This is a genomic window from Leptothrix discophora (assembly GCF_030705305.1).
Classification (GTDB): Bacteria; Pseudomonadota; Gammaproteobacteria; order Burkholderiales; family Burkholderiaceae_C; genus Sphaerotilus; species Sphaerotilus discophorus.
The window spans coordinates 403,259-423,294 of record NZ_JAUZEE010000002.1 but is presented as its reverse complement, the minus strand read 5'-3'; the positions used below and the strand labels follow the sequence as shown (position 1 = coordinate 423,294).

18 protein-coding genes are annotated in these 20,036 nt (G+C 73.2%); 15 read left to right on the top strand and 3 right to left on the bottom strand.

Going from position 1 to position 20,036, the window contains the following annotated elements:
* The first annotated feature begins 202 nt into the window (after positions 1-202).
* From ribD to Q8X39_RS05385, 13 genes are all read left to right on the top strand, one after another.
* Positions 203-1,333, top strand: coding sequence for a bifunctional diaminohydroxyphosphoribosylaminopyrimidine deaminase/5-amino-6-(5-phosphoribosylamino)uracil reductase RibD (gene ribD / locus Q8X39_RS05445; RefSeq protein WP_305748779.1), 1,131 nt, complete (start codon positions 203-205; stop codon positions 1,331-1,333).
* Positions 1,334-1,396: 63 nt separating this feature from the next.
* Positions 1,397-2,497: a bifunctional 3,4-dihydroxy-2-butanone-4-phosphate synthase/GTP cyclohydrolase II gene (gene ribBA, locus Q8X39_RS05440; RefSeq protein ID WP_305748619.1), complete on the top strand. Its 1,101-nt coding sequence runs from the start codon at positions 1,397-1,399 to the stop codon at positions 2,495-2,497.
* Between the two features lie 31 nt (positions 2,498-2,528).
* Positions 2,529-2,993 (top strand): 6,7-dimethyl-8-ribityllumazine synthase, encoded by a 465-nt coding sequence (gene ribH, locus Q8X39_RS05435; RefSeq protein WP_305748618.1) that lies wholly within the window; start codon positions 2,529-2,531, stop codon positions 2,991-2,993.
* Between the two features lie 38 nt (positions 2,994-3,031).
* Positions 3,032-3,523 carry a transcription antitermination factor NusB gene (gene nusB, locus Q8X39_RS05430; protein ID WP_305748778.1) on the top strand — a complete coding sequence of 164 codons (492 nt, stop codon included), beginning with the start codon at positions 3,032-3,034 and terminating at the stop codon, positions 3,521-3,523.
* Between the two features lie 82 nt (positions 3,524-3,605).
* Positions 3,606-4,829 (top strand): pyridoxal phosphate-dependent aminotransferase, encoded by a 1,224-nt coding sequence (locus Q8X39_RS05425; RefSeq protein ID WP_407067965.1) that lies wholly within the window; start codon positions 3,606-3,608, stop codon positions 4,827-4,829.
* Positions 4,826-6,439 carry a serine/threonine-protein kinase gene (locus Q8X39_RS05420; protein ID WP_305748617.1) on the top strand — a complete coding sequence of 538 codons (1,614 nt, stop codon included), beginning with the start codon at positions 4,826-4,828 and terminating at the stop codon, positions 6,437-6,439. Before Q8X39_RS05425 ends, Q8X39_RS05420 begins: the two co-directional genes overlap by 4 nt.
* A 25-nt stretch (positions 6,440-6,464) precedes the next feature.
* On the top strand, positions 6,465-6,884 hold the full coding sequence (gene ybgC / locus Q8X39_RS05415) for a tol-pal system-associated acyl-CoA thioesterase (RefSeq protein WP_305748616.1): 420 nt from the start codon (positions 6,465-6,467) through the stop codon (positions 6,882-6,884).
* Positions 6,881-7,585 (top strand): protein TolQ, encoded by a 705-nt coding sequence (gene tolQ, locus Q8X39_RS05410; RefSeq protein ID WP_305748615.1) that lies wholly within the window; start codon positions 6,881-6,883, stop codon positions 7,583-7,585. The genes ybgC and tolQ overlap by 4 nt, the downstream gene beginning before the upstream one ends.
* 16 nt (positions 7,586-7,601) lie before the next feature.
* On the top strand, positions 7,602-8,078 hold the full coding sequence (locus Q8X39_RS05405; protein ID WP_305748614.1) for an ExbD/TolR family protein: 477 nt from the start codon (positions 7,602-7,604) through the stop codon (positions 8,076-8,078).
* 43 nt (positions 8,079-8,121) lie between these two features.
* Positions 8,122-9,039, top strand: coding sequence for a cell envelope integrity protein TolA (tolA, locus tag Q8X39_RS05400; protein WP_305748613.1), 918 nt, complete (start codon positions 8,122-8,124; stop codon positions 9,037-9,039).
* Positions 9,040-9,209: 170 nt separating this feature from the next.
* Complete coding sequence (locus Q8X39_RS05395) at positions 9,210-10,610, top strand: cyclic di-GMP phosphodiesterase (RefSeq protein WP_305748612.1); 1,401 nt, start codon at positions 9,210-9,212, stop codon at positions 10,608-10,610.
* A gap of 20 nt (positions 10,611-10,630) precedes the next feature.
* Positions 10,631-13,162, top strand: a complete 2,532-nt coding sequence (locus Q8X39_RS05390; protein ID WP_305748611.1) for a sensor domain-containing protein — start codon at positions 10,631-10,633, stop codon at positions 13,160-13,162.
* Positions 13,163-13,222: 60 nt separating this feature from the next.
* Positions 13,223-13,528, top strand: coding sequence for a GNAT family N-acetyltransferase (locus Q8X39_RS05385; RefSeq protein ID WP_305748610.1), 306 nt, complete (start codon positions 13,223-13,225; stop codon positions 13,526-13,528).
* A 13-nt stretch (positions 13,529-13,541) separates the two neighbouring features.
* On the opposite strand, the gene Q8X39_RS05380 is transcribed toward Q8X39_RS05385, so the two are convergent.
* On the bottom strand, positions 13,542-14,660 hold the full coding sequence (locus tag Q8X39_RS05380) for a S1C family serine protease (RefSeq protein ID WP_305748609.1): 1,119 nt from the start codon (positions 14,658-14,660) through the stop codon (positions 13,542-13,544).
* 204 nt (positions 14,661-14,864) lie between these two features.
* A complete protein-coding gene (locus tag Q8X39_RS05375) occupies positions 14,865-15,440 on the bottom strand; it encodes a hypothetical protein (protein WP_305748608.1) in 576 nt (191 codons plus the stop codon).
* A gap of 55 nt (positions 15,441-15,495) precedes the next feature.
* On the opposite strand from Q8X39_RS05375, the gene Q8X39_RS05370 reads away from it, so the two are divergent.
* Positions 15,496-16,734 carry a hypothetical protein gene (locus tag Q8X39_RS05370; RefSeq protein ID WP_305748607.1) on the top strand — a complete coding sequence of 413 codons (1,239 nt, stop codon included), beginning with the start codon at positions 15,496-15,498 and terminating at the stop codon, positions 16,732-16,734.
* Positions 16,735-16,748: 14 nt separating this feature from the next.
* On the opposite strand, the gene Q8X39_RS05365 is transcribed toward Q8X39_RS05370, so the two are convergent.
* Positions 16,749-18,923: a hypothetical protein gene (locus Q8X39_RS05365; protein WP_305748606.1), complete on the bottom strand. Its 2,175-nt coding sequence runs from the start codon at positions 18,921-18,923 to the stop codon at positions 16,749-16,751.
* 191 nt (positions 18,924-19,114) lie between these two features.
* Here Q8X39_RS05365 and rarD point away from each other — a divergent pair, with 191 nt between their 5' ends.
* Positions 19,115-20,008, top strand: a complete 894-nt coding sequence (gene rarD, locus Q8X39_RS05360) for an EamA family transporter RarD (protein WP_305748605.1) — start codon at positions 19,115-19,117, stop codon at positions 20,006-20,008.
* Positions 20,009-20,036: the final 28 nt, after the last annotated feature.

Below are 20,036 nucleotides of genomic sequence, written 5' to 3'. Positions count from 1 at the left end.
GCGTCAGCCGCGTTGGCGGATCGAATCTGGGTTGAAATCGCAAGCCGCTCCGACTGCCGACCGACCGCCAACCGACCGACCGCTCACCGACATGACCGCCGCCCCTGCCCTGCCCATCGAACCCGTGCCCCTGCCCTCGCCGCTGCCTGAACCGCTGGCGATCACGCCGGTGGTGGGCTACAGCCCGGCCGACCACGCGGCGATGGGCCTGGCCCTCGCGCTGGCTGAGCGGGGCTATGGGCTGACCGAGCCGAATCCGCGCGTCGGCTGCGTCATCACCGATGCGTCCGGCCGGCTGATCGGCTGTGGCCACACCCAGCGCGCGGGCGGTCCACATGCCGAAGTGATGGCCCTGCGCATGGCCCGGGCCGCCGGCCACGACCTGGCCGGCGCGACGGCCTACGTCACGCTCGAACCCTGTGCCCACCACGGCCGCACGCCACCCTGCGCGGACGCGCTGGTCGACGCGCGGCTGGGCCGCGTCGTCGCTGCGCTGACCGACCCCTTCCCGCAAGTGGCCGGACAAGGCCTGGCGCGGCTCGCGGCGGCAGGCATCCGGGTCGAGCAGGGACTCGGCGCGATCGAGGCGCGCGAGCAGAACATCGGCTTCCTCTCGCGCGTGCTGCGCCAGCGACCGTGGGTGCGCCTGAAGGTCGCCGCCAGCCTGGACGGCCGCACCGCGCTGGAGAACGGCGCCAGCCAGTGGATCACCGCCGAGGCCGCGCGCGCCGACGGCCATGCCTGGCGTCGTCGCGCCAGCGCCGTGCTGACCGGCGTGGGCACCGTGCTGGACGACGATCCGAGGCTGGACGTGCGCCTGGTGCCGACACCGCGCCAACCGATGCGCGTGGTGGTTGACGCGCCGCTGCGCACGCCGACGACGGCGCGCCTGCTGGCCGCGCCGGGTGCGGTGCGGCTCTACACCAGCGCCGATGCCGCCACGCAAGCCGGTTGGCTGGCCGCCGTGCGTGCCCGGCCGGATGCGGCGGCGGTCGAGCTGGTCCACCTGCCCGGCGGACCGAATGGCAAGGTCGACCTGGCTGCGATGCTGACCGACCTGGCCTCTCAAGGCGTCAACGAGCTGCACCTTGAGGCAGGCGAGCGGCTCAACGGGTCCTTCGTCCGCGAAGGGCTGGTCGACGAGTTCCTGGTCTACCTCGCGCCCAAGGTGCTGGGCCTGGGTCGCGGCATGTGGCACTGGGGTCCGCTGGCTTCGCTGGACCAGGCCGTCGAGCTGGAGTGGACCGAGGTCCGCCCGGTCGGCGCCGACCTCTGCCTGCGGGCCCGTCCACGTGGCAGATTGGCCGGCTGGCACGGCCCTTCCGGGGCCTGAAGCGGCCTTCGCGCGAGCCCCGGCGGGGCGATGCTCCAGACCCGCCCGCCTACAATCGCGCCCATGCCCATCTCCCCCATTCCTGAGCTGGTGGCCGAGCTGGCCGCCGGTCGCATGGTCATCCTCGTCGACGAGGAAGACCGCGAAAACGAAGGTGATCTGGTCCTTGCATCGGACCTGGTGACGCCCGAGGCGATCAACTTCATGGCCAAGTTCGGTCGCGGCCTGATCTGCCTGACCATGACGCGCGAACGCTGCGAGTTCCTCGGCCTGCCGCCCATGGCCACGCGCAACGGCACCAAGCACGGCACCGCCTTCACCGTCTCGATCGAGGCGCGCACCGGCGTCACCACCGGCATCTCGGCGGCCGACCGGGCCCGCACCGTGCAGGTTGCGGTGGCCCGCGAGACCCAGCCCTCGGACCTCGTCCAGCCTGGCCACGTCTTCCCGCTGCAGGCCCAGGACGGCGGCGTGCTCATGCGCGCCGGCCATACCGAGGCTGGCTGCGACCTCGCCCGCATGGCCGGCCTGACGCCCTCGTCGGTGATCTGCGAGATCATGAACGACGACGGCACCATGGCCCGGCTGCCGCAGCTGGAGGTCTTCGCCGAACAGCACGGCCTGAAGATCGGCACCATCGCCGACCTCATCACCTACCGCAGCCGCAACGAGACGCTGATCGAGACGCTGTCCTGCCAGCGCCTGTCGACCGCCTGGGGCAGCTTCGACTGCCGCACCTTCCGCGACCGCACCGGCCAGATCCACTTCGCGCTCAGCCTGGGCGACTGGCAGCCGGAGGACGAGGTGCTCGTGCGTGTGCACGAGCCCTTCTCGGTCATTGACCTGCTCGACACCGGCACGCCGCGCCACTCCTGGTCGCTGCCTCAGGCGCTGAGCACGCTGCAGCAGGCCGGTTGCGGTGTCGCGGTGCTGCTGAACGCCGCCGGCGACGCCGAACAGCTGCTCGCCCAGATCAAGCCCGACGGCTTCGAGCCGCAGCGCAGCGGCTCGGACCTGCGCACCTACGGCGTGGGTGCCCAGATCCTGCGCCAGCTCGGCGTGCGTCGCATGAGGTTGATGAGCAACCAGCGCCGCATCCCCAGCATGACCGGCGGCTACGGCCTCGAAGTGACCGGCTTCATGCCGACCACCGAAGCCCGCTGATCCACCCCGAACACCGACCAGGATCGAGAACATGAAAGACGCAGACAAGGGCGTGGCCGGCGAACTCGACGGCCACGACCTGCGCATCGGCATCGTCCAGGCCCGCTTCAACGCCGCCATCACCGAGAAGCTGCTCGAGACCTGCATGGCCGAGCTGCAGGCACTGGGCGTCGCGCCCAAGCACATCCGCCACGTCACCGTGCCCGGCGCGCTGGAGGTGCCGCTGGCGCTGCAGGCCATGGCCGAGCAGAAGGAATACGACGCGCTGGTGGCGCTGGGCTGCATCATCCGCGGCGAGACCTACCACTTCGAACTGGTCTCCAACGAGAGCGGCGCCGGCGTGACCCGGGTGTCGCTGGACCACGGCACGCCGATCGCCAACGCCATCCTGACCGTCGAGAACGACGAGCAGGCCTGGGCCCGCGCCGACGAGAAGGGCCGTGACGCGGCCCGCGTGGCCGTCGAGATGGCCAACCTGCTGGAAGACCTGAGTTGAACGCGCCCAAGCCTGAATCGAAGTCCGACGCCCGTCCGGTGCACAAGCCCCGTCCCGCAGGCGGTGCGCCCGGCGCGGTGCGCCCGAAGTCGGCCCGCCGCCGTTCGCGCGAGCTGGCGCTGCAAGGCCTGTACGAGTGGCAGATCAGCCGCGCCGACGTCGGCGTGGTCGATGCCCACATGCGCGAGCAGGAAGAGCACGCCAAGAGCGACAACGCCCACTTCGTCGCGCTGCTGCACGGCTGCATCGCCCAGATCGACGAGCTCGACGCGCTGATCACGCCGCATCTGGACCGGCGCGTCCAGGAGCTGTCGCCGATCGAGCACGGCGTGCTGCTGATCGGCACCTACGAGCTCAAGCACTGCGTCGACATCCCCTACAAGGTCGCGATCAACGAGGCCGTCGAGCTGGCCAAGTCCTTCGGTGGCACCGACGGCCACAAGTACGTCAATGGCGTGCTCGACAAGACCGCGCTGGTGCTGCGTCCGACCGAGGTCGCCGCGCAGCGCAACCGCCGTCCGGCCGGCTGACGCCCCAGGCGCCGCAGCCCGACGGGTGGCGGCGCCAGCCCTTACGGTCCACTCCAGCGCGCCCCGCCCGGCGCTACCGCCCGTGAACCCGAGCCCCGTTCCCGCCAGCCCCTGGCGCCTGGCCCGTCGAGTCGACCAGATCGAGCCGTTCTGGGTGATGGAGTGCGCCAAGGCCGCCGACCGCATCGCCGCCAGTCCGGCCTGCGACCCGGCCCACGGCGGCGAGCCGATGCTCTACCTGAACATCGGCGAACCCGACTTCACCGCCCCGCCGCGTGTGGTCGAGGCCGCCCGCGCGGCCCTGGCCGACGGCCGCACCCAGTACACCGCCGCCACCGGCACGCCCGCGCTGCGCGAGGCCATCGCGCGCTGGTACGGCCAGCGCTGGGGCCTGGACATCGACCCGGCCCGCATCGTGGTGACGGCCGGCGCCTCGGCCGCGCTGCAGCTGCTGTGCACCGCACTGGTCGAACCGGGCGACGAGATCCTCATGCCCGACCCGAGCTACCCGTGCAACCGCCACTTCGTGACGGCCGCCGGCGGCACGCCACGCCTGCTGCCTTCGGGCGCGGCGCAGCGCTTTCAGCTCGATGCCGCCTCGGTGGCGGCAGCCTGGGGCCCGGCCACGCGCGGCGTGATGCTGGCCTCGCCGTCGAACCCGACCGGCACCTCGATCGCGACGGACGAGCTGGCCCGCATCGTCGAGGTCGTGCGCGCCCGCGGCGGCATCACGATCGTCGACGAGATCTACCTCGCACTCGGCTACGACGACGCCCACGACCGCAGCGCGCTGGCGCTGGGCGAGGACGTGCTGGTCATCAACAGCTTCAGCAAGTACTTCGGCATGACCGGCTGGCGACTGGGCTGGCTGGTGCTGCCCGAGGCCCTGGTCGCGCCGGTCGAGAAGCTGGCCCAGAACCTCTACATCTGCGCCTCGGCGCTGGCCCAGCATGCCGCGCTGGCCTGCTTCGAGCCCGACACGCTGGCCGAATGCGAGCGCCGCCGGGCCGAGTTCCGGGCCCGCCGCGACTGGCTGGTGCCGCAGCTCGAAGCCATCGGCCTGCCAGTGCCGGTGAGGCCCGACGGCGCCTTCTACGTCTGGTTCGACACCCGCGCGCATGCCGCCAGCAGCTGGGATTTCTGCCTCGACATGATGGACCGCGCCCACGTCGCGCTGACGCCGGGCCGCGACTTCGGCCATGCCGAGACCGGCCACCACGCCCGCCTGTCCTTCGCCAGCTCGATGGACGTGCTGCACGAGGCGGTCCGTCGGCTGGACCGCGCCCTGAACACACCCCGAGCATGAGCGAGCCGACCTCCTGGGGCGATGCCGCCCCGCTCAACGCCGGCTCGCCGCCCAGTGCGGGCGACTGGCCGATGGACGCGCACCGGGCCGACCCGACGCCGGACGGCGCGCCGATCGACCTCAGCCTGTCCGGCTCGATGAGCGACTGGCACGAGAACACCCAGCGCCTCGATGGCGACGAGGACACCGAGCCGGGCCAGATACCGGCCTCGGCCAGCCATCCGGCGCCGCCGCCGCAGATCGGGCCAGCCGGCCGCTACCGGCTCGACGAGCGCCTGGGCTCGGGCGGCGTCGGCACGGTCTGGTCGGCCTACGACTCGGTGCTGGCGCGGCAGGTCGCGGTCAAGCTCATCAGCATCCACGGCACGCCCGAGGAACGCGCCACGCTGTCGGCCCGCGTGCTGGAAGAGGCACGCGCGACCGCCCGCCTGAGCAACCCGCACATCGTCACGGTGCACGACGCCGGGGTCAGCCCCGAGGGCGCCTACATCGCCATGGAGCTGCTGCGCGGCAAGGACCTGGCCGAGCTGCTGCGTGGCGGCTGGCGGCCGGGTGCCGACCAGGCCGCGCTGATCGTGCGGCGGGTCGCCGATGCGCTCGGCTACGCCCACAGCAAGGGCGTGGTGCACCGCGACGTCAAGCCGGCCAACATCTTCATGGTCGGGCGGACGCGGCCGATGGTGCTGGACTTCGGCCTGGCCCGGCTGGTCCACCACGACGTCGACGACGCCGCCTTCGGCTCGCCCTACTACGCCGCGCCCGAACAGTACGACGGCCGCGAGTGCGATGCGCGCAGCGACGTCTACTCGCTCGGCGTGGTGCTCTACGAGCTGCTGACCGGCCAGCGGCCCTACAACGGCGGCACGCTCGACGAGATCCGCCGCGCGGTCCGCGAAGGCGGTGCGCTGCCGCCTTCGCGGCTGTTGCCGGGCCTGCCGGCGGTGCTGGAAGCGGTGGTGATGCAGGCCATCGAGGTCGACCCCGCCGCCCGCCCGCGCAGCGCCGGCGCGCTGGCGCGCGAGCTGCGCACCTGGCTGGCCACGCTGACGGACGCCGGCACCGGTGCGCCCAAGCCGTCGGTCGCGGCGGCGGCGGCGGTTGCCGCACCGGCACCGGCACCGGCACCCGCACTTGCTCCAGCCCCCGCACCCGTGCCCGCACCGCCGCCCGTCGCCGCCCCGGTCCACGCCGAACGCCCGCGCCTGACCCCGGTCGCCCACCCACCGGCGGCGCCGAGCGACTTCGCGCCGACCCATCCGCCGACCGGCTTCCTGCCGACCTCGCCGGACCTGCTGCTGCCCAGCACGCCCGACCTGCGTCACCCCGATCGGCAACCGGCCCGGCCGGGCCCGGCCGGCGTCGCACGCCTGCGGCCGGACGCCGGCATCGCGGTGCTGCCGCCGGCGCACAACCCGGCGCCGGGCCGCGACGACGTCCATCGGCTGGCCGACGCGACGCCGACGGACCCGTCGTCCGCGCATCCGACCGCCGACCCGGATCCCGATGCCCCGACCGAACCGCCGCGTCCGCCCTGGCTGTCCGCCGCCGTCACGGCCACCGTGCTGGGCCTGCTGCTGCTGCTGGGCTGGTGGGCGGTCGGCCGTGGCTGAGCCCGGCCCGAACACCCCGAACCCGATGCAAGCCGAACGCTTTTCCTGGCCCGTGCGGGTCTATTGGGAGGACACCGACGCCGGCGGCGTGGTGTTCTATGCCAACTACCTGAAGTACTTCGAGCGCGCCCGCACCGAATGGCTGCGCGCGCTGGGCCTGTCGCAGGAGCGGTTGCGCCTCGAAACGGGCCTGCTCTTCGTCGTCGCCGATACTTCGGTCCGCTATCGCCAGCCGGCCCGGCTCGATGACGCGCTCGAGGTCACCGTCGAGCTGCGCGAACGGCCCGGCCGGGCCAGCCTGCTGCTCGACCAGCAGGTGCGGCGCGGCGATGTGGTGCTCGCCGAGGGCCGCATCCGTGTCGGCTGTGTCGATGCGACGCGTTTCGCGCCGTGCCGCCTGCCCGACGACCTTCTCGAACGACTCTTGAACCCACCCCGCGCATGAACCAGGACCTGAACATCCTGCACCTCGTCACCCAGGCCAGCCTGGTCGTCCAGCTCGTCATGGCCATCCTGCTGAGCGTCTCGCTGGCCAGCTGGGCGGTGATCTTCGGCAAGCTGATCGGCCTGCGCAAGGTCAAGGGCGGCAACGACGACTTCGAGCGCGAGTTCTGGTCCGGCCGCAACGTGCAGGAGCTCTACGGCGCCAGCGAGCGCAACGCCGAGGCTGGCGCGCCGATGGAGCGCATCTTCGCGGCCGGCATGCGCGAGTACCTCAAGCTGCGCGAGCGCCGCGTGACCGACGCGGGCGCGCTGCTCGACGGCGCGCGCCGCGCGATGCGCGCGAGCCTGCAGCGCGAGCTCGACACCATCGAGCACAACCTGTCCTTCCTGGCCACGGTCGGCTCGGTCTCGCCCTACGTCGGCCTGTTCGGCACGGTGTGGGGAATCATGCATGCCTTCACCGGCCTGTCGAACCTGCAGCAGGTCACGCTGGCCACCGTCGCGCCGGGCATCGCCGAGGCGCTGGTGGCCACCGCCATCGGCCTGTTCGCGGCCATCCCGGCGGTGATCGCCTACAACCGCTTCGCCCGCGACATCGACCGCGTCGCGATCCAGCTCGAGACCTTCATGGAAGAGTTCTCCAACATCCTGGCCCGCAACGTCGGCCAGGGCGTGACCGCCCCCCAGGGCGCGTCGCGCTGAGCCGGGAGCCGCCCCGATGCCCGCCGTCGCCGGTCGCGGCCATGGACGCCGCCGCACCATGAACGAGATCAACATGGTGCCCTTCATCGACGTGATGCTGGTGCTGCTGATCATCTTCATGGTCAGCGCCCCGCTGATGACCCCGGGCGTGGTCGACCTGCCGACCATCGGCCAGGCCCAGCGCCAGCCCGACCGGGTGGTCGAGGTCATCCTCGACAGCGCCGAGACGCTGCGCCTGAAGATCAGCGCCGCGCCCGGTGCGCCGCCGGTCGCCGACGGCAAGCCGGCCGAGGGCGAGCGCATTGCCCTGCGCCAGCTGGCCGCGCGGGTGCAGGCGCTGCAGCAGGGTGCGCCGGGTGGCGCGCAGCAGGTGCCGGTCATCATCTCGGCCGACAAGGGCGTCAAGTACGAGGCCGTCGTCAAGGTGATGGACACGCTGCAGAAGGCCGGCGTGCCGCGCGTCGGCCTGGCCGTGCGCACCACCGGCAGCTGAGGCTGGCCGGCTCCCCGATCGTCGTGACTGCCCCGATCCCGACTTGAACACCTTCGACGCCCTCCACCGCCCGCCGTCGCCCGACGGCATGGGCACCGGCTTCACGCTGGCGCTGCTGGTCCACGTCGGCCTGGTCGCCGCGCTGGCCTATGGCGTGGCCTGGCGCCGCCAGGACGTCAACACCGTCTCGGCCGAACTGTGGGCCGCCGTGCCGCAGATCGCCGCGCCGATGGCCTCCCCGCCTCCTCCGCCGCCGCCGCCCGCGCCCACGCCGGCCCCTGCGCCGCGCCCGACACCGGCCCCGCCGCCCCCGGCGCCGCCGAAGGCCGAAGCCGACATCGCCATCCGCAAGGCGGAGAAGCTGAAGGCCGAGAAGGAAAAGGCGGCGCAGGAGAGGGCCGAGAAGGAAAAGGCCGAGAAGGAGAAGGCGGACAAGCTCAAGGCCGAGAAGCTCAAGGCCGACAAGGAAAAGGCAGACAAGGCCGAGAAGGACAAGGACAAGGCCCGCGCTGCCAAGGAGGCCGCCGACAAGGCGGCCAGGGACAAGGTCGACAAGGCCGAGCAGGAACGGCTGGTCCGCCAGCGGCAGGAAAACCTCGCCCGCATGAACCGGGACCTGGGCAGCGACAACCCCGCGGTCGGCAACAACCCGGCGCCGAGCACCGGCCGGGCCGCCGTCTCGGCCGCACCGTCGGCCAGCTACGCCGGGCGCATCCGCGGCCGCGTGTTTCCCAACATCATCTACAGCGGTCCGCGCGACTCGACGATGGTTGCGGACGTCGAGGTCAAGGTCGCGCCGGACGGCAAGATCCTGGCCTCGCGCATGCTCAAGTCCAGCGGCAGCCCCGAATGGGACCAGGCGGTGCTGCGGGCCATCACCCGCACCGACATGCTGCCGGCCGACATCGATGGGCGGGTTCCGCCGGTGATGGTGCTGACCTTCGACCCGACCCAGCGCTGAGCGGCCTGGCCGGGCAGGCCAGCGTCCGCCAAACGTAACGGGTGCGCCACCCGTCACGGTCGGTGCGACGGCAGCGGACCGAGGCGAACGGGCGTGCTCAAGTTGACTTTGGTCAGGCCCGATAAATGCGGCAGGGGTCGAACCATCGGCCCATCCACCACCTGCCGCCGATGCCTGCCGCCTCCGACGACTTCCTGATGCTGCCCGTGGACCTGCTCCGCGCCGGCCTGTTCATCCACCTGGACCTGGGCTGGATGAGCCATCCCTTCCCGCGTGGACGGTTCCGGCTCGGTGGCAGCGACGAGATCGACACCCTGCGCCGCCTCGGCGTGCGCGAGGTCCGCGTGCAGCGGTCGATGAGCGACGCCCAGGCGCTGTTGGACGCCTGCAGCGAGTGGCAGCACACGAAGGACGACGCCCAGCGCGACGCCCCTGCGGTGCCGGCCGCGCGGACGCCCGAGAAGACACCCGAGAAGACCACCGCCGCCGCATCTCCGCTGGCCGTCGCGGCCGGTGCGCCGAACCCGCTGCTCGACACCTTCCGCAACGACGGCGCCCAGCGCCGCCTCCGTGCCCAGTTGCAGTCCCAGCGCGACAGCCTCGCCCACAGCGAGCGTGTCCACGCCCAGGCCACGCGCGGCTGGCAGAGCGTCATGCGCGACGCCGTCTCGCGGCCGCAGCAGGCCCACCAGGCCGCCGCCGCGCTGGCCAACGGCCTGTGCGATGAACTGCTCGGCGACCCCGACACCACCGTGCGCGTGATCGGCGAGGCGGCCGGCACGGCGCAGTCGCAGCACGCGCTGAACGTGACCGTGCTGAGCCTGCTGCTGGGCCGCAGCCTGGGGCTGGAAGGCGCGGCGCTGCAGGACCTGGCGATGGGGGCGCTGCTGCACGACGTCGGCAAGCTGCTGCTGCCCGACCACCTGCGCAACGCCGACGCCAGCAACCCGGCGCTGCTGCTGCGCGAATGCCGTGAGCACGTCGCCCAGGGCGTGCGCCTGGGCATGGCGATGGGCCTGGATGCGGAGGTGCTGCGCGTGATCGGCCAGCACCATGAATGGCACGACGGCAGCGGCTTGCCGCAGGGCCTGTCGGGCGCGGCGATCTCGTTGCCGGCGCGCGTGGTCGGGCTGGTCAACCGCTACGACCGGCTGTGCAATCCGCCCGCCGGCGAGCCGATGCGCACGCCGCACGAGGCCCAGGCCCACCTGTTCGCGCACCAGCGGGCCCAGATCGATCCGGTCGTGCTGGCCGCCTTCATCAAGCTGCTGGGCGTCTACCCGCCCGGCTCGATCGTGCAGCTCAGCGACGACCGCCTGGCGCTGGTCGTGGCGGTGCATCCGGCCCGGCCGCTGCGCCCGACGGTGCGCATCCACGACCCGCGCGTGGCGCCCGAGGACACGCCGCTGCTGCACCTGAACGACCAGCCGGCGCTGGGCATCCGCCGCAGCCTGCACCCGCAGCACCTGCCGCGCACGGTGGTCGACACGCTGTCGCCGCGCGGGCGCATCCACTGCTACTTCGCCCACGACCTCGAGCCGGCCCGCGCGCGCGCGGCCCAGGTCGCCTGAGCGGGACCACGGACACGCCGATGACGCCCGCCCCCCACGACCTGCCCACACCCGTGCCCGATTGGCTGGCCGGCCTGCCTCAGGCGGCCTGCCTGATCGACGCGGGCACGCAGCAGGTGCTGGCGGCCAACACCGCCGCCGCGACGCTGCTGGGCCTGGACCCGGCCGCGCTGGTCGGCCGCGACGCCGCCGGCCTGGCCGCCACGCCCGAGGACCAGCTGTTCTGGTTCGAGGCTGCCGACCCGGCCGCGCTGCTGGACGGCCTGACGCTGCATTCCGACAGCCTGGTGCTGCGCGCCAATGGCGTCGCCGTGGCGGTCGAACGCCGCATCGCCCCGGTCGTGCTGGCCGACGGCCGCGACGCCTGGCTGCTGAGCTGGATCGACCGCGATGCCGAACAGCGCCTGGCCGCCGAGGTCGGCCGCCTGGCCGGCGAACTCGGCGCGACGCTGGCCTCCAGCCGCGACGCCATCCTGGTGACCGACCTGGACGGCCGGGTGCGCGGCCTGAACGCGGCCTGCGCCGCGCTGTGGGATTTCCCCGGCGGTGCCGAGGCGCTCGACGGCTGGGACGACGCCCGCCTGCTCGGCCACCTGAGCGAGCGCCTGGCCGATCCACTCGGCTATGCGGACGTGCTGCGCGAGCGCCAGGCCGCTCTGGGCGATGCCTCGCTGAGCGCCGACGCGCGCTGCGCGGTCGACCGCATCGCCTGCGCCGACGGCCGCATCTTCGAGCGCCGCCTGCTGCCGCAATACGGCCACGGCCGGCCGGTCGGCTGGATCCAGGTCTGGCATGACCTGAGCCCGGCGCTGGCCCAGGAGGCGCGCCTGCAGCTGGCCGCGCAGGTCTTCGACGGCAGCCTCGACGCGCTGCTGGTGCTCGACGCACAGCATGCCGTCATCGCCGCCAACCCGGCCGCCGGTGCGCTCGCCGGCCAGCCGCGCGAGGCCCTGATCGGCCAGCCGCTGGACCGCCTGCTGGGCGGCGGGGCGCAGTCACCGGCCGAGCTGCTGGCCCGGGTCGGACCCGGCCAGCCCTGGTGCGGCGAGCTCCAGCTCCTGGCGAGCGACGCGGCCGTGCCGGTGCAGGTCCACCTGATCGCGCATGCCGGCTCGGGCGAGACCCGTGCCGCCATCGGCGGCGCTGGCGGGGCCGCTGCCGGGACCGTTGCCGGGGCCGACATCGTCGGCGCCTGCATCGTCGTGTTGCGCGACCTGCGCGAGCGGGTCGCCCAGCAGCGCCGGCTGCGCGAGCTGGCCGAGACCGACAGCCTCACCGGCCTGCCCAACCGGATCCGCCTGGAGCAGCAGCTGCAGGCCGAGATCGAGCGCCAACGGCGCGGCGGTGGCGGCTTCGCGCTGCTGATGTTCGGCCTGGAGCGCATGGACCGCATCAACGACTCGCTCGGCCACGGCTGCGGCGACCTGGTGCTGGCCGAGATGGCGCGCCGGCTCGGCGCCCAGGTGCGCGGCGGCGACACGCTCGGCCGTCTGGCCGGCGACAGCTACGTGCTGATGCTCGACGGCGCCGATGCCGAACAGGCCGAGGCCGCCGGCCGGCGCCTGCTGCTGGCCATGGCCGAGCCGCTGGCGCTGGCCCAGGCCGGCGTCAGCCTGACCGTCAAGGCCAGCGCCGGCGTGGCGCTGTTCCCCGGTGACGGCCTGAGCGCGGACATGCTGCTGCGCAACGCCGACAGCGCGATGCAGAACGCCCGCCTGCAGCAGGGCGGCGAGCTGCGCTTCTACCAACCGGCCATGAACCGCGACCTGCTGGCGCGCATCCAGCTCGACCAGGCGATGCGGCTGGGCCTGGCCGCCGGCCATTTCCGGCTGCAGTACCAGCCCCAGGTCGACCTGCACGACGGCCGCGTGATCGGCGCCGAGGCGCTGTGCCGCTGGACCGACCCGCAGCGCGGCCCGGTCTCGCCGGGCCAGTTCATCGGCGTGGCCGAGGAAACCGGCTTCATCGCCGAGCTGGGCGACTGGGTGCTGCACGAGGCGGTCGCCCAGGCCGCCCGCTGGCACCGCGACGGCCGGCGCATGCCGGTGTCGGTCAACGTCTCGGCGCTGCAGTTCCGCGATGCCGGCTTCGTCGACGGCGTGGCCCGCGCGCTGGCCGAGGCCGGCCTGCCGCCCGGGCTGCTGGAGCTGGAGCTGACCGAGAGCCTGCTGCTCGACGACGTCGACGCCCACCTGCAGCAGTTGCAGGCGCTGGCCGACCTGGGCGTGCGGCTGGCGATCGACGACTTCGGCACCGGCTATTCGAGCCTGCGCTACCTCAAGCGCCTGCCGATCCACCGGCTCAAGATCGACCGCGAGTTCATCCGCAACCTGCCCGAGGACGCCAGCGACCGCGCCATCACGCACACCATCGTGCAGCTGGCCCAGGCGCTGCGGCTGGAGGTCATCGCCGAGGGCGTCGAGACGATCGATCAGCACCGCGCGCTGTGCGAGCTGGGCTGCGAGTCCTTCCAGGGCTTCCTGGTCGCCGGTGCGCTGACGGTGCCGGACTTCGAGGCGCTGGTCGACCCGCCGCAACGGCTGATCGCCTGATCGCCAGACAGCGCCTTGCCGGCCACCCGAGGCCGGCCACACCTGCGCGACACTGGCGCGATGAGCACGCCCGACATCACGATCCAGCATCAGCCCGAGCACCGGCGCTTCATCGCCGAGGTCGACGGCCACCTCTGCGAGGCCGCCTACCGCTGGCGCGAGGACGGCCGCAGCATCGTGCTGAACCACACCGAGGTCTCGCCGGCCCTGCAGGGCCGAGGCATCGCCGCCGCGCTGGTCCGGGTCGCCCTGGACTGGGTCCGCACCGAAGGCCTGACGGTCGTGCCGAGCTGCTCCTACGTGCGCACCTACATGCGCCGACACCGCGACACCCAGGACCTGCTGGCGCCGGGGCAGTCGCTCTAAGGCAGGCCCGGGCTCACTCGCGCAGGTCGATCACCCGCACCCGGACGCGGCGCTCGCGCTCGCCGCGCTTGACCGTCAGCTCGACCTGCGTGTCCACGCCGGCCCGCTCCAGCTCGACCACGAAGTCCGACAGCGACTCGACCGCGCGGCCGTTCACCGCCGTGATGACGTCGCCCAGGTCGCCGGTGCGGCGGTTCATCGCCACCAGCCCGGCCTGGGCTGCCGGGGTGCCACGGCCGACCTCGGCCAGCACCACGCCGGTGATGCCGGCACGCGCCACCAGGTCCGGCCGCACGGGGGTCACGCCGATGCCGGGCAAGGGCGCATGGCCCTTGCTGATCAGCGCCGGCACGACCCGGTTGACCAGGTCGGCGGGGATGGCGAAGCCGATGCCCGAGCTGCTGCCGCTGGCCGATCGGATGGCGCTGTTCACGCCGATCAGCCGCCCGGCGCTGTCCAGCAGCGGCCCGCCGGAGTTGCCGGGGTTGATCGCCGCGTCGGTCTGGATCACGCCGACGACCTCGCGGAAGTTGGCGGTCGGCAGCTCGCGGTCGAGCGCGCTGACCAGGCCCTTGGTCAGCGTGCGCTGCAGGCCGAAGGGGTTGCCGATGGCGTAGACCGTCTGGCCGATGCGCAGGTCGCGGCTGCTGCCCAGCGGCACCGGACGCAGGCCACGCGGCAGCGTCTTCAGGCGGATCACCGCCAGGTCGTACTCGGGTGCACCACCGACCGGCTCGGCCTCGATCGGCTTGCCGGCATCGAGCTGGACGAAGACCCGGCGGGCACCGTCGATCACGTGGTAGTTCGTGACGACGTGGCCGGCGCTGTCCCAGACGAATCCGCTGCCGGCGCCCTGGCTGACCTCGGCCCCGCCAAGCGCGTTGCGCTGCACCGTCTCGGTGGTGATGTAGGCGACCGACGGCGCGGTTTCCTCGAACAGCCGCACGACCGCCGCCTCGTCGGGCAGCAGCGCGCCCCGCGGGCTGACCGCACGCGGCTGGGCATCGGCCGCGCCGGCCGGATCGGTCATCAGCGGGGCCGCCAGCAGCGCGGCCAGGGCAGCCAGGGTGGCCGGCAGCGCCAGCGGGACGTGGCGCGCGCAGGCGCGGGCCAGGGTTCGGAGCAGGTTCATGGCGGGATGGGGATGCAGCGCCGTCAAAGGGGCGAAGGCTAGCCGACCCGCCGATGCATGAGGCCGACGCGCCGTCATTCAAGGGCCGTGCGTGCGTCGCTTCGACTTGTTTCGGTGATGTTCAGCCGGTCCGCGCCGCCCTAGAAAGCCGGCATGTCGACCGCCAACCCGTCCTGCCTCACCGGCCTTCCACGCCATCGGCCATCACCGGTCGATGCCGCGCCGCTCGGGGTCGCCCAGTCGCTCCGGGTGGTCCAGGTCCAGCGCCATCAGGTCCGGGTAGCCCGCGTCGCGGCGCGCGAGCTGCCGGTCCATGCTGTCCTCGCCGGAGGCGATGCGCGCCAGCTCGGCCTCGCAGTTGCCGGCCGGCTGGGCCAGCAGTTCCTGGCGGCCGGCGAGGTAGGCCAGCATCGGCAGCTGGGGCCGCAGGGCGACGATGTCGCGCCAGCCCTGCTCGTCGAGCGAGCCCGACCCATCGCCGCCGCCCTTCACCACGGGTACGCGCTCGTAGAACGCGATCGACAGGATGCGGTCGGCCCGGCCGAGCGAGACCTCGTGCAGCCGCGACCAGGCCTGGCTCATCTCGTGCCGGCGGACGGCCTGCGCCGGCGCGGCCAGGCACAGGTCGATGCGGGCCAGTCCGCGCTGGTGCAGCCGGTGCGTCAGCAGGCTCATCAGCGCCAGCGACCCAAAGCGCCAGGCCGCCCGGCTGGCCTGCTGGCGCGTCACCCCCGCCTGTGCGGCCGCAGGCGCTGGCAGGCTGGCCGCAGCCAGGGCCACGGCGCAGGCGCACAACCCGCTTCGAACGGACAGATCACGACACGAAAGGACCTTCATGGAACAGCTCCTGCTGCAGTGGAAAAGCGAGAGGGAAGAACGTTGGAAACAGCTTCCTGGCGGGACGGCAGCACGACGCGCCGGCCACCTGCCGAGGATCACGGTCCGGCTGGTCGCGGCACTGGTGCTGATGCTCGTGGCCCTGACTGGCGCGGCCCGGGCGGCCGGACTGGACCTGCACTGGCTGTCGCACCCCCTGCGGTCGACCGATCCGACCCAGGTCGAGCGCCTGGGCGCCGAGTTCGCGACGCTGCAGCGCGAGGGCCGGCTCGGGCTGCTGACCGAGCTGACGGACCGGCCCGTCCCGCCGGTGGTGCTGGACCCGGCCCGTCTGCGGGCGGCGATCGACAGCCCGCTGCTGCTGCTGCGCCTGGCCGCCGCCGGCCGGCCGGACCTGACGCGCGAGCTGGTCGAACGCATCCTCGGCCAGCGCGAGTTGCCGGTGCTGCGCCAGCTGGTGAGCAACCGCGCGGTCAGCCTGACCGAGGCCGACCGGCAGCTGCTGCGCGGGGCCGGGGATGCGGCCATCGTGGGCTGGCTGGACCGGGAGCGGGAACGTGAACTTGAGCGTGACCGCGAGAAGGCGCGGGCCAGCCCGTCCGCGTCCGCACCGGGCGGCGGCGAGATCCCGATCGCGCAAGCCCGCCTGGCCCTGGTCAGCGGCGGCTTCGACGTGGCCTTCCGCATCACCCGGCGGCCCGACTTCCAGCCGACCGCCGAGGAGCTGGCCCGCGGCCTGGCCAGCACCGACCTGCCGCTGCGCCGGCTCTGGTACAGCCTGGCCAGCGCCCGCCTCAGCCCGGAACAGGTCGAGGCCGGCCTGACCGACCCGGACCCGCACGTGCGCACCTTCACGCTCGAACGTGCCGACGTGCGCCCGACCCCGGCGCAGCTGGAACGGGCCTGTCAGGACGCCGATTTCACGGTCCGCTACCGCTGCGTCCAGCGCAAGGACTTCGAGCTGACGCAAGCCCGTTTCGAGCGCCTGCTGCTGGACCCGAACCCGAACATGCTGGGTGTCTTCCGTGGTGGCCGCCGGGCCCTGAGCGACGCGCAATGGTCCCCTTACGTCGATGCGGTGCTGGCCGGCGGTTCGGCCCGGCTGCGCCGGGCCCTGGCCGATTCGCCGCTGCCGCTGACCCGCGAACAGATGCAGCGTGGGGCCCAGGCCACCGAGCCCGAGGTCCGCAAGGCCTACTGCGCGCGCCGGCTGACGCTCTGCCCCGCCTCGCCCTGACGGCCTGGACCGGCTCACGGCGCGCCACCGACCCGGTCGAGCCGGGCGATGCCGCCGGGGGCGATCACCAGCATCCCACCGGCCGGCCCGGGCAGCAGCTGGACGATGCCGCGCAGCCGCTGGCGCTGGCGTCCGGGCACCGCGTCGTCGGCCGTGCCGCTGCGGAAATCGGCCGGGACGAAGGTCTCGCCGAACTGGAGCAGCACGCTGCCGTCGCTCATGCCCAGCCACCAGCGGCCGTCGAGGTCACGCGCGGCCGCGCCGATCCGCCAGACGCTGCGCCCGCTGCGCGGCAGGCCCTGCGCGATCGGGGCGGGCAGGCAAGCCAGCAGGCTGAGCTTCAGGTCCGGCGTGATCAGGCCGATCTGGCGCCGGCCGTTGTCCAGCAGCAGCGTCTCGCCGCCCCAGGCATTGGTCAGCTGCGACTCGAAGGACGTCGGCTCGGCCCGCATCGCCCCGCCACAGGCGGCGGGCTGGGGCCGCAGGCGCAGGCGCTGGCCGTCGAAGCGCCGGGTGGCGACGTCGTAGCGCCAGAAGGCGCTGTCGCCCCGGCTCCAGGTGTAGACGAGCACGGTGCGCGGATCGAGCACCGCGAAATCGCTGGTTTCGCGGCGCAGGTAACGCAGCACCGAGCCAGGCTGGCCCTCGCGGTCCGGCAGGTGATCGGCCCCCTCGGACAGCACGGCCCGGGTGTAAAGCTCGGCACCGATGAGGCGGCCGACGGTGGTCTCGTCCCAGCCGTTCGGCGGCCGGGCGCCGTGGCGCAGGTCGACGAAGGTGTCCTCCAGCCGGGTGCGCAGGTCGCGTGCCTGCGACGACAGGCCCTGCAGCAAGCCGCCCGTGGGCGGGGGCAGGCCGAGCGTCATGCCGGATGACGGGTTGGAAGCAGGGGTGGAAGCCGGGGTGGCTGACCCGCCCGACTCCGGCCAGCTCAGCAGGTAACGGTGGCGCAGGCCATCGTCCGGCGAGGCCAGCAGCCAGGTCGACACCGGCACGCCCGGCTCGGACCGCTGCAGCGCGGTGGCCCGGAAGCTGTCGTCATGGCAGGGCTGGAAGGTGGTCCCGGCGGGGCGTCGGCGCAGCGCCTCCAGGTCGCTGTCGCAGGGCGACGAGCCGCCGAGCAGGCGCATCCCGCCGTCGGGTGACAACACGGCCATGCGCTCGCCATCGCCGGCCAGCACGCGGCCGTCGGCCAGGCCGATCGCGTAGGCGAAGGCGCTCAGCCGGCCGGCGCGCTTTGCCTCGCGTGCGCAGGACAGGGGTTTCTCGGCGGCCTGGTCGCCGGGTCTGCCGCCAGGTTTGGCCACCGTCGCAGGCCCCACCGGGCGGGCGGCGCACAGCGCATGGCGGCTGCGCACCTGGGCCTGGCCATCCAGCAGGACCAGCTGCGTCTGGTCGGGCGACAGCAGCGCCACGCCGGTCGCGGCCGGGAACAGGCGGCCGTCGCCGAAGCTGCGGTCACCCCGGGCGTCGAAATTGACCTGGGTGCGCGCCAGCACCTCGCCCTGCGGGCCGATGCGCTGCACGACGCCGCCGGCGCCCAGCAGCCACAGCGTGCGCTCGGCGCCGATGGCGGCCGCGCGGCAGCAGTCGGGTGCGGTCGCCAACTTCGTCACCTCGGCCCGGTCGGTCATGTCGCCCGGCTGGATGCGCAGCAGCGTGCCGTTGCGGCGGTCCAGCGCCCAGTAGCCGTCGGTGGCGTCGCCCAGCAGCTGCACGCTGTCGTTGACCTGGCGCTGGTACAGCGACGCGATCTCCGGATGGCTCAGGTAGAGCCGCTCGATCAGGCTGCCGTCACGCCGCCACTCGACCACCTGCAGCACCGAGCGGGCATGTCCATGCATCAGGATGGCGCCGCTGCGCGGATGCACCAGGACCTCCGGATAGCGCGAGTCGAAGGCCGGCAGCAGGTGTTCGGCGTGCGTCACCGCGCCGTCCATCGTGACCCGCAGGATCGTCAGCACGCCCGCCGACGCGCTGACCAGCTCCAGTGGCTCGCCCGGTGCCGGCACCTGGGCGGTGGACTCGCGGCGGACCTCGACGCGGTCGGCCTGGCCTTGCGCGGCCACGGCCCGCACGATCCATTCGAGCCGGACCGGCTCGGTCCGCGAGGGTTCGACCGCACCGGTCGGGCCGCTCAGGAACAGCGCCGTGGTCCAGGCCAGCGCCGCGTTCATCGTCTTGTTCAAGTCGTGCTCCCGGAATACGGGATCGATCTTTCAGGCCCGCCCGCAGCGCATCAATGACTGGAATCCGCGTTTCGGCGCCGGGCGCTGCGGCCGGTGCCCCGCTATCCTGCCGACCCCGTGTTTGCCCTGATCCGCACCGCCATGCGCCGCCTGAACCGCCCCGCCACGCCGCCCCTGCGGCGTCCCGACTGATGCGCCGCGGCGCCTTGCAGGCCGCCACGGCCTATGCGCTGTGGGGGCTGTTCCCGCTGTACTTCCGGCTGGTCTCGGAGATCCCGGCGCTGGAGATCACGGCGCACCGCGTGGTCTGGTCGCTGGTCTTCATGGCCGTGCTGATGGTGGCGCTGCGCCGCACCGCCTGGCTGCGCGTGGCGCTGGCCGACCGGCGGGTGATGGCCACCTTCGTCGGCAGCTCGGTGCTGCTGGCGGGCAACTGGTTCATCTACGTCTGGGCGGTCACGCATGGCCGGGTGGTCGAGGCCAGCCTGGGCTACTTCATCAACCCGCTGTTCAACGTGCTGCTCGGCCGGCTGGTGCTGGGCGAGCGGCTGGCGCTGGCGCAGAAGGCCGCCGTCGGCCTGGCCGCCGCCGGGGTCGGCTGGCTGGCCTGGCAGACCGGCGAGGTGCCGTGGATCTCGCTGGCGCTGGCGGCCTCGTTCGGGACTTACGGCCTGTTGCGCAAGCGCGCACCGCTGGGCACGCTCGAAGGCCTGACACTGGAAAGCCTGTTGCTCGCACCGATCGCGGGGGTCGGCCTGCTGTGGGCAGGCCTGCACGGCGGCACCGCCTTCGCGCACGCCAGCCCCGGTACGCAGCTGCTGCTGGCGGCCGCCGGACCGCTGACCGCCATCCCGCTGATCTTCTTCGGCGCGGCGGCCCAGCGCATCCCGATGAGCCTGCTGGGCATGCTCCAGTACATCGGCCCGACGATCCAGCTGGCGCTGGGCGTGTGGCTGTTCGGCGAGCCCTTCGGCGGCGCGCGGCTGCAGGGCTTCGTGCTGATCTGGATCGCCTGCGCCGTCTTCAGCGCCGAAATGCTGTGGCGCCACCGGCCGCGTGACCCGGTCGACGCCGAGCCGGTCTGAGCCCCCCGTCCCTGAACCTGTCGACCCC